The organism is Paraburkholderia ginsengisoli NBRC 100965, assembly GCF_000739735.1.
In the GTDB taxonomy this organism is placed as follows: domain Bacteria; phylum Pseudomonadota; class Gammaproteobacteria; order Burkholderiales; family Burkholderiaceae; genus Paraburkholderia; species Paraburkholderia ginsengisoli.
The window spans coordinates 1-16,128 of the sequence record NZ_BBJF01000024.1; the positions used below are offsets into that span (position 1 = coordinate 1).

Sequence of the window (16,128 nt, forward strand, 5' to 3'; positions counted from 1 at the left end):
GATGATCTGGCCGGCGCTGTCGAACGATCGACTCCACTCGCTCCTATTGCCGCACGACCGCAGCGGCTGGTGCGGGGCGATAAGGGAGGATGCGGTTGGCCGCGGCGGTTCATCGAAGCTCAGACGCAAACCACCGTTCAGTGCCCAGCCGCGCAACCCGCCACTGCGTACATCGTTCTGCCAGGCAACGTCGCCATGAAGCGGGAGATTTCTTGTCGGGGCACCGGCGAGCCGGTACCGAACTGCAATGTAGGGACCGCACGCGGGACACGCGGGTGTCGGCGATCGACGAAGCGGGCTCTTCTGTCTTTCTGTTTCTTATGAAGCACGCGGCGCATGCAGCGCCGAGCGCACGACGAACGCCATCACGACCGCAAACAGCAGCGTCGCCGCGAGAAAGTACAGCCCGGCGGCGAGGCTGCCGGTCGCGTCCTTGATCAGCCCGATGCCATACGGTCCGAGGTAGCCGCCGAGATTGGCGAGCGAGTTGATCGTCGCGATGCCGACCGCCGCGCTCGCGCCGGTCAGGAACTGGCCCGGCAGCGCCCACACCACCGCCTGAATCGAGTACAACGAAAACGCCGTCAGGCAGATGAAGACGAATTGCAGCAGCGGCGCTTGCGCCCACGCGCTGGCCGCCATTGTCACCGCGGCTAGCGCGGACACAATGACGATGTGCCAGTAGCGCTCGCCCTTACGGTCCGAATGACGCGGCACCAGGTAGAGGCCCACCACCGCAAACAGATACGGCACCGCCGACAGCAGGCCCGTGGTCGAATCGCTCACGCCGAAGGCCTTGATGATCGTCGGCAGCCACAACGACAAGCCGTAGATGCTCAGCGGGAACGGCAGAAACAGCAGCGCCAGCAGCAGCACGCGCTTGTCCTTCAGTGCCGCGAGTGGATTGCGATGCGATTCGAGCGCGTAGGACGCGTGATCGGTCGCGAGCTCGAGTTCGATCCACGCGCGATCGGCAGGTGCAAGCCACTGCGCGCGCCCGGGCGACTCGGGCAGCAGACGCAGCGTCGGCAGACACAGCAGCACGGCGGGCAGTCCGCTGAGAACGAATAGCATCTGCCAGTTCGACAGGCCGAACGCGCCATGCGTCGAGAGCACCATGCCCGCAATCGGTCCGGTCACGATGCCGGCGATCGGCTGCGCCAGCACAAGTAGCCCGATGATGCGCGCGCGATGCCGCATCGGAAACCATTTGGTCAGGAAGTACAGAATGCCGGGGTACAGGCCGGCCTCGGCGGCGCCGAGCAGGAAGCGCAGCGCGTAGAAGCTGCGCGGCCCTTCGACAAGCGACATCGCCATCGTGATGACGCCCCACGTGAACAGGATGCGCGCGAACCACACGCGCGCGCCGAAACGTTCCAGTGCGAGATTGCTCGGCACTTCGCATAGAAAGTAGCCGATGAAGAACAGGCCCGCGCCAAGGCCATAAGCCGCGTCGCTCAGACCGATCGCCGCGTTCATGTGCAGCTTTGCGAAGCCGACTACCGAGCGGTCGATATACGCGACCACGTAAATCAACGCGAGAAACGGAATCAGTCTGCGCGTCAACATCTCGACGATGCGTTGCTCGTCGCCATGCTCCACATGCGAAGGCGCGGCAACCTGCCGCGCGCTGGTCGGCTTGGTGCTCATGGCACTGTCTCCATCGTTGTAATTGGCGTTGTGTTCGGGAAATGCACGACCGCGGCGTGTGCGGCGTCCGTCTACGTCTCCGCGTCGATGTTCTTGTCCGCGTGCAGCAACAGCGCGAGCACGGCGCGGCCGCTGCATCGCTGAACGCGATCCGCGCATGCCGCTTATGGAGCGTTGTATTTCGAGGTGCTGATCGGGCCGCGTGTCACCGCCTCTGGCGGTAACACGGGCCACGCATGTCGACGTGCGTCGTCGAAAAAAAAGGGGCGTGACGCGGGCGCTATCAGTGCGAGTGGCGCGGCACCGCAGCGCCACGGCAACCAACGAGGAAGTCGAGGTCGCACCCCTCGTCGGCCTGCAGCACATGGTCGACGTAGAGGCGCTGGTAGCCGCCACCGTCCGGCGCCTTCGGCGGCACGTGTGCGGCCATGCGGCGTTCCAGTTCCGCCTCGCTGATGTCCAGGTGCAGCGTGCCGGCATCGCAATCGAGTTCGATCCAGTCGCCGTCCTGCACGGCCGCCAGCGGGCCCCCCGCCGCCGCTTCCGGCGTCACGTGCAAGACCACGGTGCCGTACGCGGTGCCGCTCATGCGCGCGTCCGAAATCCGCACCATGTCCTTCACGCCCTGGCGCAGCAGCTTCGGCGGCAGTCCCATGTTGCCCACTTCGGCCATGCCCGGATAACCCTTCGGGCCGCAGTTCTTCAGCACCAGCACGGAGTCGGCGTCGACATCCAGGTCTTCGTCGACGATGCGTTCCTTGTAGTGCTCCAGGTTTTCGAACACCACCGCGCGTCCGCGATGCTTGAGCAGTCCGGGCGTGGCCGCCGACGGCTTGAGCACCGCGCCGCGCGGCGCGAGATTGCCGCGCAGCACGCGGATGCCGCCATCGGCGACGAGCGGATTGTCGAGCGGTCGGATGACTTCGTCGTTGGTGTTGGGCGCGTCCTTCACGTTGTCCCACAGCGACTTGCCGTTGACAGTCAGCGCACCCGGATGCGGCAACAGGTCGGCTTCACCAAGCCGGCGCAGCACCGCGGGCAGACCGCCCGCGTAATAAAACTCTTCCATCAGGAAGCGGCCCGATGGCATCAGGTCGACGATCGTAGGCGTATCACGGCCGATGCGCACCCAGTCGTCGAGTTCGAGATCGACGCCCATGCGCCCGGCAATCGCCTTCAGGTGAATCACCGCATTGGTCGATCCGCCGATCGCGGCGTTGGTGCGGATCGCGTTCATGAAGGCCTCGCGCGTCAGGATCTTCGACAGTTTGAGGTCTTCATGCGCCATCTGAACGATACGGATTCCTGACATATGGGCGAGCACGTAGCGGCGCGAATCGACGGCCGGAATCGCCGCGTTGTGCGGCAGCGACGTGCCGAGCGCTTCGGCCATGCAGGCCATCGTCGAGGCCGTGCCCATCGTGTTGCAGGTGCCCGCCGAGCGCGACATGCCGGCCTCGGCCGACAGGAACTGATGCAGGTTGATCTCGCCCGCCTTCAGCGATTCGTGCAGTTGCCACACCGCCGTGCCCGAGCCGATGTTCTTGCCGTCGAGTTTGCCGTTCAGCATCGGGCCGCCGGTGACGACGATCGCCGGCACATCGCAGCTCGCCGCGCCCATCAGCAGCGCGGGCGTGGTCTTGTCGCAACCGGTCAGCAGCACGACCGCGTCGATCGGATTGCCGCGGATCGCTTCCTCGACATCCATCGCCGCGAGATTGCGCGTGAGCATCGCGGTCGGACGCAGATTCGACTCGCCATTCGAAAACACCGGAAACTCGACCGGAAAACCGCCGGCTTCATAGACGCCGCGCTTCACGTGCTCGGCGATCTTGCGAAAGTGCGCGTTGCACGGCGTGAGTTCCGACCACGTATTGCAGATGCCGATGACTGGCCGGCCGTCGAATTCGTGATCGGGGATGCCCTGGTTCTTCATCCAGCTTCGATACATGAAGCCGTTCTTGTCGGCTGTGCCGAACCATTCAGCCGAACGCAGTTTCCGCTTGTTTTCCGACATGCCTATTTCCTTGATGCACGTGCCGGGGCACACCACCGGCATGTGTGACCGAACCGGCGCGGCGCGACCGGCGATAAGACGATTAAGCCGATGGCGACAGCGCGTTCCGCGCCGTCGCGGGCATCGCAAAGCTCAGGAATGCGGGTCACGAAGGCTGTCGCTCAATTTATGGGACTGCTGAAGTGTACGGAGCGGGTTGATATCTTTCCAATTAAATTTTTGGCGGTATTGATATCGGTTTTGGTATCGCTCGCGCGCAGGCGGCCCCGCAGCGTCGCTGCGCTCAGGACCGAGGCGGGTGCGCTACTTGAGAAACTGGAAATCGCATCCTTCGTCGGCTTGCAGAATCTCTCGCTGATAGAGCTTCGCGTAGCCGCGCGTGGCCAGCGCCGCCCCGTCCGCTTGCGCGGGACGCGCAGCACGGCGCTGTTGCAGTTCCTCGTCCGGCACGAGCAGTTCGAGCGAGCGCAGCGCCACGCTCAGGCGGATGCGATCGCCGTTGCGCACGAGCCCGAGCGGGCCGCCGGACGCCGCGTCGGGCGTGATATGGAGCACGATCGTCCCGTACGCGGTGCCGCTCATCCGCGCATCGGACATGCGCACCATATCCTTCACGCCGGCGCGCGCGAGCTTCGCCGGAATCGGCAGATAGCCGGCTTCGGGCATGGCCGAACTGCTGGTCGGGCCGGCGTTCTGCAGCACGAGAAAGTCGTCGGCGTTGACGTCGAGTTCGTCGCTGTCGATGCGGTTCGCCAGGTCCTCCAGCGACTCGAACACGACCGCGCGCCCCTCCTTTTCGAACAAGGCGGGGTCGGCCGCCGAGCGCTTGAGGATCGCGCCGCGCGGCGCGAGATTGCCGAACAGCGCGACAAGTCCGCCCGTCCCGCGGACCGGCTCGGAACAGGGCCGCACCACCTCGTGATCGACCCAGCTCACCTCGTGCAGCCGCTCGCCGAGCGTTTCGCCGGTCACCGTGCGGCAGTCGAGATGCAGCAACGGCTTGAGTTCCCGCAGGATCGCCGGCACGCCGCCCGCCGCGTACAGATCTTCCATGTAGTGCTCGCCGGTCGGCTTCAGGTTGACCAGCACCGGCGTCGTATCGCTCAACTGGTTCAGCCGGTGCAGATCGACTTTCACGCCGAGCCGCCCTGCAATCGCGGTCAGATGAATCACCGCATTGGTCGAGCCGCCGATTGCGAGCAGCACGCGCAGCGCGTTCTCGACCGAGGCCGCGGTGATGATCTCGCTGGGCCGGATCGGACGAGCCACGAGGTTGAACGCGACGCGCCCGGTCTCTTCGGCGATACGCAGACGGTCCGCGTCGACGGCCGGGCAAGCGGCGCTGTTGGCCGGCATCATGCCGAGCGTTTCGGCGATGATCGCCATGGTGCTCGCCGTGCCCATCACCGCGCAGGTTCCCGCGGTCGACGCGAGCCGGCGTTCCACCGTATCGATCTCGTGCGCGTCGATGTCGCCGGCGCGGAACCTGGCCCAGAAGCGGCGGCAATCGGTACACGCGCCAAGGCGTTCGCCGCGATGACGGCTCGTGGACATTGGACCCGCGACCAGTTGCACGGCGGGAATGTCGGCCGAGGCCGCGCCCATCAACTGCGCCGGCACGGTTTTGTCGCAGCCGCCGAGCAGCACGACCGAGTCCATCGGCTGCGCGCGCGTCATTTCCTCGACGTCCATCGACATCAGGTTGCGGAATTTCAGGCTGGTCGGCGCAAGAAACGTTTCGCCGAGCGAGATGGTCGGAAATTCGATCGGCAGGCCGCCCGCGGCCAGCACGCCACGCTTGACCGCGTCGATCATCTCCGGGAAATGGCGGTGGCAGTTGTTGAAACCGCTCGCCGAATGCGCGATGCCGACGATCGGCCGCTCCAGCATCTCGCGGCTGTAACCCATCGAACTCGCGAAGGTGCGGCGCAGATAGACGCTGAATTCGCGGTCGCCGTAGTTGGTCAGGCCTTTCGCGAAGCCGACCGGTGCGCCGCCCTGCTTCCTGTCGTGTCCATCGCTCATGGGGAATCACCCTCCTTGCGTGCCGGGCCGCCGCAATCGCCTCAGTGAAACAGCGGCAGCGCGAGAAACAGCTTGATAACGATCGCGTTGACGATGTCCATGAAAAACGCGCCGGTCATCGGCACGATCAGGAACGCGATATGGGAATGGCCGAAGCGGCTGGTGATCGCCTGCATGTTGGCGATCGCGGTGGGCGTCGCCCCGAGGCCGAGGCCGCAATGCGCGGCGCTCAGAACGACGGCGTCGTAGTTGCGCCCCATCACCCGGAATGTGATGAACACCGCATACAGCGCCATGAGCAGCGTCTGCGCCACGAGAATCGTGATGACCGGCACGGCGAGCGCGGCGAGTTCCCATAGATCGAGCCGCATCAACGCCATCGCCAGGAACAGCGCGAGACTGACATTGCCGACGAGCGCAACCGCATGCTGATCGAGTTGTACGCGCACAAGCGACAACGCGTTGTTGAGGATCACGCCAACGAACAGCACGCACACGAACGTGGGCAATTCGAACGCGGTGCCGCCCAGCCAGTCCGCCGCCATCTCGCCGACGGTCAGGCAAACGGAGATCAACGCGAGCGTGGTGATGATCGCCGCGGGCGTGGTGGGCTGCTGGGCTTTGGGCTCTTCGAAGACCAGCGTCTCGTCGTCGCGGGACTCGATGCGGCGCCTTTCATCGTCGCCGATTTTGCGCATCAGGAAACGGGCGATCGGACCGCCGAGCACGCCGCCCATGACCAGTCCGAACGTCGCGCAACCGATCGCGATTTCGGTCGCCATGGCCAACCCGTGGTGCTCCGTGAACACCTGGCTCCACGCCGCGCCCGTGCCATGACCGCCCGACATCGTGACCGAGCCGCCGAGAAGTCCATAGAGCGGATCGACGCCGAGCGCGAACGCGAGCAGCACGCCGACCACGTTCTGCAAGATCAGCAGTCCGCTGACCAGCGCGAGAAAACGGATCAGCACCGGACCGCCCGCCTTCAGACTGGACAGTTGCGCGTTCAGACCGATGGTCGCGAAGAACGTGAGCATGAGTGGAACTTGCAGCATGGGCTCGAAGCGCACTTCGACATGCGCCGTCACGCGGATCAGCAGCACGCCGACCGCCACGATGAGGCCGCCGGCCACCGGCGCTGGAATCGAGTAGGTGCGCAGTACCGCGATCCACTGGATCAGCTTCTCGCCAAGCAGCAGGACGAGCGAGGTCGCGACCAGAGTTCCGAATACGCCGATATTCATGACTACCTCCGGCCGCAAGCGCAAGCATGCTGGTCCGCCGGTCCGGGCAGGCTGGCGGGTTTATTTTCTGTTCTTTACGAGTGACGACGACGTCGGCAAGCATGCTTCATCTTAGCCAATCCGTCGGCTCGAAGTGGCAATTTCCATGACCCGCTACAATCCGGACACCATGTCTTATCACCGCGCACGTTGAAGTCTGCTACGCTGCGCCCTTCATCAACCTCGCATTGAATTCGATGGAAACCCCTTTCAACGATCGCGGCGTGTCGGTCACGCGTAACGCACTCTCGGCCGCCGGACAGGTTTTTCCGCTGCGCGATATCGTCGGCGTGCAGGTCGTCACCGTCCCGAAGAACAAGGTCTTGCCGGTGACGATTTCGGTGCTCGGCGTGATCCTCGCGATTGCCGGCGCGATTTTCAGCTCGCCGGCGGCCCTCGTGTGCGGCGTGATGCTGGCCGTCGTCGGCTGGCTGACGTGGGCCACGCAGGACGTCACGCATCGCCTGATAGTGAGAACCGCCGACGGCGAACGCGAAGCGCTCATGAGTACCGAGCGCGAGTTCGTCGAACGCGTGAGCGCAGCGGTCGACGAAGCAAAAGCCGCCGCCGTGCAGAAGGCCTGATTACCCTGTACCTGCTGCGAGCGCATTCGTCCGCTCTTTCGTCGCTCTTTCGTCGCTCTTTCGTCGCTCTTTCGTCGCTCTTTCGTGTTAACACGAATTTGATTCGCAGCGCCGCAGCTTTTGCGGGCCGTTAAGACGCACAGGATTAAAGTCGGGCAGGTATCGACAACACGCGCCGCCTCCGTGAAGCGGCGCAATCATGATGCTCACGTCCGTCGCAACGTCTGAAATCTCCGTGCCGCGCGTCTCGCGCGTCGGCCGTCGCTCCACTACCCATTCGATGGTCCCGCTCGTCGTCATCGACGTGACCGTGCCCGGCACGTCGTCCGCGCTTGCGCGGCGTGCATTGCATGCCGCGCTTGGCGAAGATCTGCGTCTTTATGTCGTCACCGTCGACCGGTTGCGCGAGTGCATCGTGATCCGCATCGAAGTGATTTCGCGCAGCCTCGACGAGGTGATCGGCCTGCTGACCGTCGCGCTCGAACGCGCGACACTCGGGCGCGCACATGCGTCGATGGTCCGCGCGCCGCGTGCGGATTGAAGCTGCCAGGCAAACCTTGACACATCTTTGCAACTCGCCCTGGCGAGCGATGTAGAGTCGCGCTTCCGTTGATGCGTGTCCCTCGGATGTGCCGCTTGCGTGAGCTCATGTGCGCCCTCTTGCGAATGACGCGAGCAGGATCGTGCGAGTGCCCGGGATGCATTGCGCCGCACTGCGTCGCAGAGGGACCGCGCCTTTAGTGAAGCGCGTTCCATGCCCCTATCGTCTCCTCTTGCCGCGCGCCGGCTTCTTCGTGCCTGTCGGCACGTTCGCCTCCATGCGATTTTGCCCAGCGTTCAGCAACGTCTCGCCTGCACGGCCCTACTCGCGGCCGTCGGTCTCGCCGGCTGCGCCGCCTCCTTCCCGATTCCCACGCCGCCCGCCGCCAGCGCCACGCTGATCAACGACGGCAACGACGGCCTGCTGATTCCGCTGCACGTGGAGCGCACCGACGAAGGTCACGCGCGGCTCGGCCTGCCGGTCCAGCTCGACGGCAAGTCGCTGTACGTCGCGTTGGACACCGGCACGCAAGGCATGCGGGTCCTGAAGTCGGCGCTGCCGAATTCGAACTACGCGCGCGCCGGCGACGTGACGTCGTTGTCGTTTGCGAACGGAGCGGAGGTGCTTGGGGCGACCGTGACGTTGCCGTTCAGCGTGGCCGGCACGAAGCCGGTGCCGCTCGCGAGCCAGGCGGTCGACACCGTGCGCTGCCAGCCGAATGCGAAACGCTGCGTTGCCATGGACGGCTACACCGGCGAGTTCGGCTGGGCCTTCTCCGGCATTGCCGGCGTCGGCGCGGACCTGCCGGGCGACAGTTGCTGCACGCAGCCGCTGCGCGCATTGCCGGCCAGCATCGGGCAGCGCTACGTGGTGCGCGCCAACTTTGCGAGACCGTTTCTGCTGCTGAGTCCGTCGAACGCGCTCACGAAGGACTACACGATGCTGCCGATGGCCGCATCGAAAGACGGCGCGACGCACTGGCCCAAGGGCTGCGTGCGCGTCGCCGACAAGATGACCTTCTGCGCGCCGCTGGTGTTCGCCACCGGCAGTTCCGGAATGATCCGCATCGAAACGGACAAGACGCCGGACTGGACCGGCGACGACGAGGTCGGCAAGGTGCTCAATCAGGGCAACTATGACGCGGCGATCGGCGTGGGTTCATGGACGCACCGCTACGAGAATGCGCAGGTCACGATCGTCAAGGCGAAGCCGGACGCGAACCGCATCGTCGTCGGTCTGATGGCGATGCAGAACATCGACGTGCTGTTCGACTTCCCGCGCGGCCAGTTGGGCCTGCGCGCGGCGAACACGAGCGAGAGCTTCGCGCCATAAGGTTTCGTTCGCGATGAAAAAAGGCCGTGCGGTTCGAATCATGAACCGCACGGCCTTGTCGTTTGCACGTGGCCCGCAGCGCGCCGCGCTCACTCCATGTCGAGCGGATTCACGCGCCAGATATTGCGCGCGTATTCGCCGATCGTACGATCCGACGAAAACTGACCCATGCCCGCGACGTTCTCGATGGTGCTTTCGGCCCACGCGCGCTTGTCGATGAAACGCGCGTCCACCTCTTCCTGCGCTTTCGCGAACGCGGCGAAGTCGGCCAGCACCATGTAGTGATCGCCCCAATCGACCAGCGTGTGGAAGATATCCGAGAAACGCAGCGGATCGTCCGGCGAAAAGAAACCGCTGCGGATCTGGTCGAGCGCCATGCGCAATTCCGCGTTCTCTTCGTAGATCTGCCGGGGCCGATAGCCGCTCGCGCGCAGGTCGTCCACTTCGTCGGCGGTATGGCCGAAGATGAAGATGTTCTCGCGCCCCACCGCGTCGCAGATCTCGATGTTCGCGCCGTCCATCGTGCCGATCGTCAACGCGCCGTTCAGCGCGAGCTTCATGTTGCCGGTGCCCGACGCTTCGGTGCCCGCCATCGAAATCTGCTCCGACAGATCGGCCGCCGGAATGATCAGCTCGGCCACGCTCACGCCGTAGTTCGGCACGAATACCACCTTCAGGCGGTCGCCGATCAGCGGATCGTGATTCACCTTTTCGCTGACGTCGCCGATCAGCTTGATGACCGTCTTCGCCATCCGGTACGCGGATGCGGCCTTGCCCGCGAACATCACGACACGCGGCACCCAGTCGCGTTCGGGGTTCGCGCGAATCTGGTTGTAGCGCACGATCACGTGCAACACGTTCAGCAGTTGCCGCTTGTATTCGTGAATGCGCTTGACCTGCAGATCGAACAGCGCGTCCGGATCGAAGCGCAGTTTGGTGTGCTGCGCGAGCCGCTGCACGAGCCGCGCTTTGCTCTGCCGCTTCGCGTCGCGGAACGCGTCGATGAAGGCGCTGTCGGTGCGCAGATTACGCAACTGCTCCAGCTCGAACAGATTGCTGCGCCAGTGCTTGCCGATGCGCTGATCGATCAGCGAAGACAGCGACGGGCTCGCCTGCGCGAGCCAGCGGCGCGGCGTGATGCCGTTGGTCACGTTGGTGAAGCGGTCCGGATAGATGCGCGCGAAGTCGGCGAAGATATCGCGCGTCATCAGTTGCGAATGCAGCTTCGACACGCCGTTCACCTTATGGCTCGCGACGATCGCCAGATACGCCATGCGCACGCGCCGCTGCCCGTATTCGTCGACCAGCGAAATGCCGCGGATCATCTCGGCGTCATGACCCGACTGCTCGCTCACGTGCTTCAGAAACTGCGCGTTGATCTCGAAGATGATCTCGAGATGCCGCGGCAACAGACGCGCGAGCATCTCGACGTCCCACGTTTCGAGCGCTTCGGGCATCAACGTGTGATTCGTGTACGAGAATATCTGCGTGACGTGTTTCCATGCTTTGTCCCATGGCAGATGATGAACGTCGACCAGTAGACGCATCAGCTCGGGAATCGCCAGCACCGGGTGCGTGTCGTTCAGATGCACCGCGACCTTTTCGGCGAAGCGCCCGAACGTGCTGTGCGTGCGCTGATAGCGGCGAATCAGATCCTGCATCGTCGCCGACACGAAGAAGTATTCCTGGCGCAGCCGCAGTTCGCGGCCGGCCGGCGTCGAGTCGTCGGGATACAGCAGGCGCGACACGTTCTCCGACATGTTCTTCGTGTCGACCGCGTTGCGATAGTCGCCGCGGTTGAACGCGCCGAGATCGAGTTCCTCGGTGGCGCGCGCCGACCAGAGCCGCAGCGTGTTGGTGGCGTCGGTCGCGTAGCCCGGAATCACGGTGTCGTACGCGGTCGCGTTCACATGCTCGGTGTCGATCCATTCGACCTGCTCGCCACGCTGCACCGTGCGGCCGCCGAAGTGCACCATGTACTTGATCTCGGGCCGCGGAAACTCCCACGGATTGCCCGCGCGCAGCCAGTAGTCCGGCGCTTCGACCTGCTCGCCGTTGACGATTTCCTGACGGAACATCCCGTACTCGTAACGGATGCCGTAGCCGAAGCCCGGAATGCCGAGCGTGGCCATCGAATCGAGAAAGCATGCGGCGAGGCGGCCGAGGCCGCCGTTGCCGAGCGCGGCGTCGGGCTCGATGTTGATCAGCGCTTCCATATCGACGCCGAGACTCGCGAGCGCTTCCTTCATCTGATCGTGGATGCCGAGCGCGAGTAACGCATTCGTAAAGGTCCGGCCGATCAGGAATTCCATCGACAGGTAATAGACGCGCTTCACGTCCTGTTCGTATTGCAGGCGCGTGGTTTTCATCCAGCGCGCGACCAGCCGGTCACGCACGGCGAGGGCTGCGGCATGCAGCCAGTCATGTGGATGCGCGGTGACGGCATCCTTGCCGACGCCGTACATCATGCGGTTGGAAATTGAGCGCCGTAGCGCGTCGACGGTACTGTTGAGCTGGTCGAATTCCAGATCGACGGCTGTCATCGAAGCCTCCGGGTAAAAGCGACGCGGCATGCGCGGACCGCAGATTTTGACGGACGGGAGGCGCGTGCCGGTCAAGGCGGTTTAAGAAACAGAGTAGGACATTTTACGGCCGCCGAACACCGGCGAGCGCGAGCGGATGTTCACGCACATGCCATGCCCGCCATCGCGGGCCGGCACGCGCCCATGCTGGCGCCATGCGCACGTATGCGGTGCAAGACGCAGGTGGGCGCGGCACTGCGCGCGTGCATCGGGCGGCAAAAACAGGCAAGCGCCGCGAACGGCGCGAAGCGTTCGACGGACGCGCCACCATTATTTTTTTGCCACATGACGTGCAAATGAATCGCCGTGGATCACTTTGCTTCGTGCTCGAATCGGGCTGTGTCGTCTGCAGGACTGTTATGCGAATGGCATGTGATAACGGCGCTGCGCGCGCCGATTCGAAGAGGCGGGCCGGGGCTGACAGTTAGTTGCCTTATGGCGTCGCAATCGGAGCGGTCACTCTGCCCGGCCGCCAGCAGGATTCTCACGTCTCTGCAACAATCGCTACATTTCGCCGCGCGCACCGCCTCGACCGCTGGACCAGACGACGCGCGCCTCATTCCACGCAACCCTGCCGCCCGCGCCGCGTTGTCCGACCGGCCGCCGCCTCGGCATGCACAACCCGACGAGCCCCGCGTTGTCCGATAAGCCCAGCTCCGCCGCCGCCCATTCCTTCCCCGCCGACGGTCCGATGTCCGCCGCCAACCGTCGCGCGATGGCCGCGATCATGCTCGCGGTCGCCCTCGCCACCCTCGACACCGCGATCGCCAACACCGCCCTGCCCGCCATCGCAGCAGACCTGCATGCAGCGCCCGCGGCGTCGGTGTGGATCATCAACGCGTATCAGCTCGCGATGGTCGCGACGTTGCTGCCGCTCGCGGCGCTCGGCGATATCGTCGGACACCGGCGGATTTATATCGGCGGCATTGCGCTGTTCACGCTGGCGTCGCTCGCGTGCTCGATGGCGTCGACGCTGCCGCTGCTCGCCGGCGCGCGCGTGCTGCAAGGCCTCGGCGCGAGCGCGATCATGAGCGTGAACACCGCGTTGATCCGCTTCCTGTATCCGCCGCATCGGCTCGGACGCGGACTCGGCACCAACGCGCTGATCGTCGGCGTGTCGTTCGCGGTGGGACCGACGGTGGCTTCGCTGATCCTGTCGGTGGCTTCGTGGCCGTGGCTGTTCGCGGTCAACGTGCCGCTCGGTCTGCTCGCGTTGGGCTTTGCGTTGCCGGCTCTGCCGCACACCGAGCGAGGCAAGCACAATTTCGATCCGGTCGCGGCAGTGCTCAACGTGATCACCTTCGCCGCGCTGATCTTCGCGCTCGGCGAGGCGGCCCAGCGCGCGTCGGCGCAACTCGTGCTGAGCGCGGCGGCGATCGCCGTGCTGTTCGGGCTGCTGCTGATTCGCCGTGAAGCGGGCCACCCTGCGCCGATGCTGCCCGTCGACCTGTTCAAGCGGCCGGTGTTCGCGTTGTCGGCGGTGACGGCCGTGTGCTCGTTCGCCGCGCAAGGGCTCGCGTTCGTGTCGCTGCCGTTTTATTTCGAGGACGTCCTGCATCGCAGTCAGGTCGAAACCGGCTTTCTGATGACGCCGTGGCCGGTGGTCGTCGCATTGGCCGCGCCGCTCGCGGGCAGTCTGTCGGATCGCTATCCGCCAGGCCTGCTCGGCGCGATCGGGCTTGCGGTGATGTCGGCGGGGATGGCCTCGCTCGCGCTATTGCCGGTGCATCCGCATGTGCTCGACATCGGCATCCGGATGGCGATTTGCGGCGCGGGCTTCGGCTTCTTCCAGTCGCCGAATCTGAAGGCGTTGATGGCGAGCGCGCCGCCGGAGCGCAGCGGCGGGGCAAGCGGCATTGTCGCGACCGCGCGGCTGCTCGGGCAGACCACCGGCGCGGCGCTGGTCGCGTTGAGCTTCGGGATTGCCGGCCGGCATGGTCCGACGCTCGCGCTCGGCACCGGCGCGTTCTTCGCCGGCGCGGCGAGCCTCGCGAGCGGATTGCGATTGTTGGCGCCGTCGCATCGTGCGGGTGCGCACGTGAAGGCGTCGGCCAAATGAAAGAAGCGGGCGTACCGTCGTGAGAGACAGCACGCCCGCTTCTTTTTTGCCCGCTTAAAAGCGCACCGTTCAACGCGCCGCGAAATACTCCTTCACGGCGGCGAGGAACGTATCGATGTCCGCGCGCGACACGTCCTTATGCGTGACGAAGCGCGACGCGTACAGCATCTGCGTGAGGATGCCGCGCTCCTTGAGCCACGTTTCGAGCGGCGCGCAATGCTGCTGCGGAAACTGCGCGAACACCATGTTCGTCGCGACCGACTGCACCTTCACCTGTTCGATCGCCTCCAGACCCGCGGCGAGATGAGCGGCGTTCGCATGGTCGTCGGCGAGGCGCTCGACGTTGTGATCCAGCGCGTACAGACACGCCGCCGCCAGCACGCCGGCCTGACGCATGCCGCCGCCCAGCACCTTGCGCCAGCGGTGCGCCACGTCGATCAGCGCCTGGCTGCCGACGAGCACCGAGCCGACCGGCGCGCCCAGCCCCTTCGAAAAACAGATCGACACGGAATCGAACGGCTCGCACAGGGCCGCGACCGGCTTGCCCGACGCGACGGCCGCGTTGTAGACGCGCGCGCCGTCAAGGTGGGCGGAGAGACCGCGCTGCCGCGCGAGCTGCACCGCCTCGGCGACATAACCGGCCGGCAGCACCTTGCCGCCGATGGTGTTTTCCAGCGCCAGCAGTCGCGTGCGCGCGAAGTGGTTGTCGATGGGCTTGATCGCGGCGGCGATTTTCTCCAGCGGGATCGAGCCGTCGGCGGCGTTCTCCAACGGCTGCGGCTGGATGCTGCCGAGCACTGCCGCGCCGCCGCCTTCGTATTTGTACGTGTGCGCCAACTGGCCGACGATGTATTCGTCGCCGCGCGCGCAGTGCGCCATCAATGCCGCGAGATTGCTTTGCGTGCCGCTCGGGAAGAACAGGCCGGCTTCCTTGCCGGTGCGTTCGGCGACCGTGGCTTGCAGACGCAGCACGGTGGGGTCGTCGCCCCAGACGTCGTCGCCGACTTCGGCGGCGGACATGGCCGCGAGCATCGGCGGAGTCGGGCGGGTTACGGTATCGCTGCGCAAATCGATCATTGTGTGTCCCTGTGCGTCCATGAATGACAGCCTATGACGGCCGGTCGGCGCGCCCGTCCATGCATCGACGGAGAGCGCGGCGTGGCGGTTCAGCCGTGCATTTTGCGTTTTGCTTTTTGTTTTGTCACTGGTGCAGCGCAGCACCGGAGGTTTGGGAGGTGCGGTGGGTGGATCGCGGCGGCCTGTTGGACATGGATATCGCGCCCGCTGACCCGGGATGCGATGCAGCAAAGCCGAACGATTGCGGTCGACGCTGCGTTAAAGATGCTCGGCCGGACGCGTCGCTTCACCGGCGACCGTCGAATCCGCGACGCTCTCCGGTCCCATCGTGATGAGCACGCTGCAACTGACCCGGTCGAGCAGCAGGCCGTCGCTCCTGCCGCCCCACCAACGCGCGAGCCGGCTCGAATGACGGTGCCCGACGACGATCAGATCGACGTTCAGTTCGTTGGCAAGCAGCGGAATCTGATCCAGCGGATCGCCCACGGCGAAATGCCCGGTCGCCGTGAGTCCGCGCGCGGCGAGCTTCTGCAGCCCTTCGTCGAGCAGACCTCTAGCCGACTCGGTGATGAACTCGATGGAAACCGAGGAGGTAATGTCGGCCCCTTGCATCCAGGCGGAATGATTGAGGACGGAGAGCACGTGCACTTGCGCGTGCAGCTCCTGCGCGAGACAGGCGCCGTCCTTCAACGCGTGCTGCCCTTCGCGGGTTCCGTCGTAACAGAGAAGAATGCGGTGGAAAGTCGGCATGTCGTTTCTCCCTGCACTTGTGCTTTGCTTTGCGTTGACGACAACGCGAGACAACGCGGCAACCCGCTTCCGAACGACAGAGGCGAGAACCGATGCGCCACGCTCGATGACGACGGTTGCATGGCCGCCGGGGCGGTACATCGTCAATTCATTGTATGTCACTTTGTGATATACGGGCCGCGCGGCTGCGGCCGCCGGAGTCGTGAGCGCGCGAATCGATCGGCAGGA

The 16,128-nt window shown here is 65.0% G+C and carries 12 protein-coding genes; 5 read left to right on the plus strand and 7 right to left on the minus strand.

Annotated features, from left to right (window positions below; genetic code table 11):
• Window positions 1-199, plus strand: a 199-nt coding sequence (locus BGI01S_RS30875) for a hypothetical protein (RefSeq protein WP_217997662.1), incomplete at its 5' end; no start/stop codon positions are given.
• 119 nt (window positions 200-318) lie between these two features.
• Here BGI01S_RS30875 and BGI01S_RS26410 read toward each other — a convergent pair.
• From BGI01S_RS26410 to gltS, 4 genes are all read right to left on the minus strand, one after another.
• The gene (locus BGI01S_RS26410; protein ID WP_042329280.1) at window positions 319-1,650 is read right to left on the minus strand and encodes an MFS transporter; all 1,332 of its coding nucleotides are present in this window, start codon (window positions 1,648-1,650) and stop codon (window positions 319-321) included.
• Between the two features lie 283 nt (window positions 1,651-1,933).
• On the minus strand, window positions 1,934-3,667 hold the full coding sequence (locus BGI01S_RS26415; RefSeq protein WP_042329281.1) for an IlvD/Edd family dehydratase: 1,734 nt from the start codon (window positions 3,665-3,667) through the stop codon (window positions 1,934-1,936).
• A gap of 303 nt (window positions 3,668-3,970) precedes the next feature.
• Window positions 3,971-5,692, minus strand: a complete 1,722-nt coding sequence (locus BGI01S_RS26420) for a dihydroxy-acid dehydratase (RefSeq protein WP_042329282.1) — start codon at window positions 5,690-5,692, stop codon at window positions 3,971-3,973.
• A gap of 41 nt (window positions 5,693-5,733) precedes the next feature.
• Window positions 5,734-6,936 carry a sodium/glutamate symporter gene (gene gltS / locus BGI01S_RS26425; protein WP_042329284.1) on the minus strand — a complete coding sequence of 401 codons (1,203 nt, stop codon included), beginning with the start codon at window positions 6,934-6,936 and terminating at the stop codon, window positions 5,734-5,736.
• Window positions 6,937-7,172: 236 nt separating this feature from the next.
• Between gltS and BGI01S_RS26430 the strand changes: the two genes are divergently transcribed.
• From BGI01S_RS26430 to BGI01S_RS26440, 3 genes are all read left to right on the plus strand, one after another.
• Window positions 7,173-7,559, plus strand: a complete 387-nt coding sequence (locus tag BGI01S_RS26430; RefSeq protein WP_042329285.1) for a DUF6232 family protein — start codon at window positions 7,173-7,175, stop codon at window positions 7,557-7,559.
• 199 nt (window positions 7,560-7,758) lie between these two features.
• Window positions 7,759-8,100: a hypothetical protein gene (locus tag BGI01S_RS26435; RefSeq protein ID WP_084585506.1), complete on the plus strand. Its 342-nt coding sequence runs from the start codon at window positions 7,759-7,761 to the stop codon at window positions 8,098-8,100.
• A gap of 213 nt (window positions 8,101-8,313) precedes the next feature.
• Window positions 8,314-9,432, plus strand: a complete 1,119-nt coding sequence (locus BGI01S_RS26440; protein WP_042329287.1) for a hypothetical protein — start codon at window positions 8,314-8,316, stop codon at window positions 9,430-9,432.
• A gap of 89 nt (window positions 9,433-9,521) precedes the next feature.
• On the opposite strand, the gene BGI01S_RS26445 is transcribed toward BGI01S_RS26440, so the two are convergent.
• On the minus strand, window positions 9,522-11,975 hold the full coding sequence (locus tag BGI01S_RS26445; RefSeq protein WP_042329288.1) for a glycogen/starch/alpha-glucan phosphorylase: 2,454 nt from the start codon (window positions 11,973-11,975) through the stop codon (window positions 9,522-9,524).
• Between the two features lie 730 nt (window positions 11,976-12,705).
• Here BGI01S_RS26445 and BGI01S_RS26455 point away from each other — a divergent pair.
• Window positions 12,706-14,073, plus strand: coding sequence for an MFS transporter (locus BGI01S_RS26455; RefSeq protein WP_174447449.1), 1,368 nt, complete (start codon window positions 12,706-12,708; stop codon window positions 14,071-14,073).
• A 69-nt stretch (window positions 14,074-14,142) separates the two neighbouring features.
• Here the strand turns inward: BGI01S_RS26455 and ltaE are convergent, their stop codons facing one another.
• Together ltaE and BGI01S_RS26465 are read right to left on the minus strand one after the other, a co-directional pair.
• Entirely contained in the window at window positions 14,143-15,150 is a 1,008-nt protein-coding gene (ltaE, locus tag BGI01S_RS26460) for a low-specificity L-threonine aldolase (RefSeq protein WP_042329293.1), read from the minus strand.
• 258 nt (window positions 15,151-15,408) lie between these two features.
• Window positions 15,409-15,900, minus strand: a complete 492-nt coding sequence (locus BGI01S_RS26465; protein WP_042329295.1) for a universal stress protein — start codon at window positions 15,898-15,900, stop codon at window positions 15,409-15,411.
• Window positions 15,901-16,128 lie beyond the last annotated feature (228 nt).

Bases quoted from the DNA above. Each gene is read 5' to 3' on its own strand.
- BGI01S_RS26410 (WP_042329280.1), bottom strand. From the start codon at position 1,650: ATGAGCACCAAGCCGACCAGCGCGCGGCAGGTTGCCGCGCCTTCGCAT.
- BGI01S_RS26415 (WP_042329281.1), bottom strand. From the start codon at position 3,667: ATGTCGGAAAACAAGCGGAAACTGCGTTCGGCTGAATGGTTCGGCACA.
- BGI01S_RS26420 (WP_042329282.1), bottom strand. From the start codon at position 5,692: ATGAGCGATGGACACGACAGGAAGCAGGGCGGCGCACCGGTCGGCTTC.
- gltS (WP_042329284.1), bottom strand. From the start codon at position 6,936: ATGAATATCGGCGTATTCGGAACTCTGGTCGCGACCTCGCTCGTCCTG.
- BGI01S_RS26430 (WP_042329285.1), top strand. From the start codon at position 7,173: ATGGAAACCCCTTTCAACGATCGCGGCGTGTCGGTCACGCGTAACGCA.
- BGI01S_RS26435 (WP_084585506.1), top strand. From the start codon at position 7,759: ATGATGCTCACGTCCGTCGCAACGTCTGAAATCTCCGTGCCGCGCGTC.
- BGI01S_RS26440 (WP_042329287.1), top strand. From the start codon at position 8,314: ATGCCCCTATCGTCTCCTCTTGCCGCGCGCCGGCTTCTTCGTGCCTGT.
- BGI01S_RS26445 (WP_042329288.1), bottom strand. From the start codon at position 11,975: ATGACAGCCGTCGATCTGGAATTCGACCAGCTCAACAGTACCGTCGAC.
- BGI01S_RS26455 (WP_174447449.1), top strand. From the start codon at position 12,706: ATGTCCGCCGCCAACCGTCGCGCGATGGCCGCGATCATGCTCGCGGTC.
- ltaE (WP_042329293.1), bottom strand. From the start codon at position 15,150: ATGATCGATTTGCGCAGCGATACCGTAACCCGCCCGACTCCGCCGATG.
- BGI01S_RS26465 (WP_042329295.1), bottom strand. From the start codon at position 15,900: ATGCCGACTTTCCACCGCATTCTTCTCTGTTACGACGGAACCCGCGAA.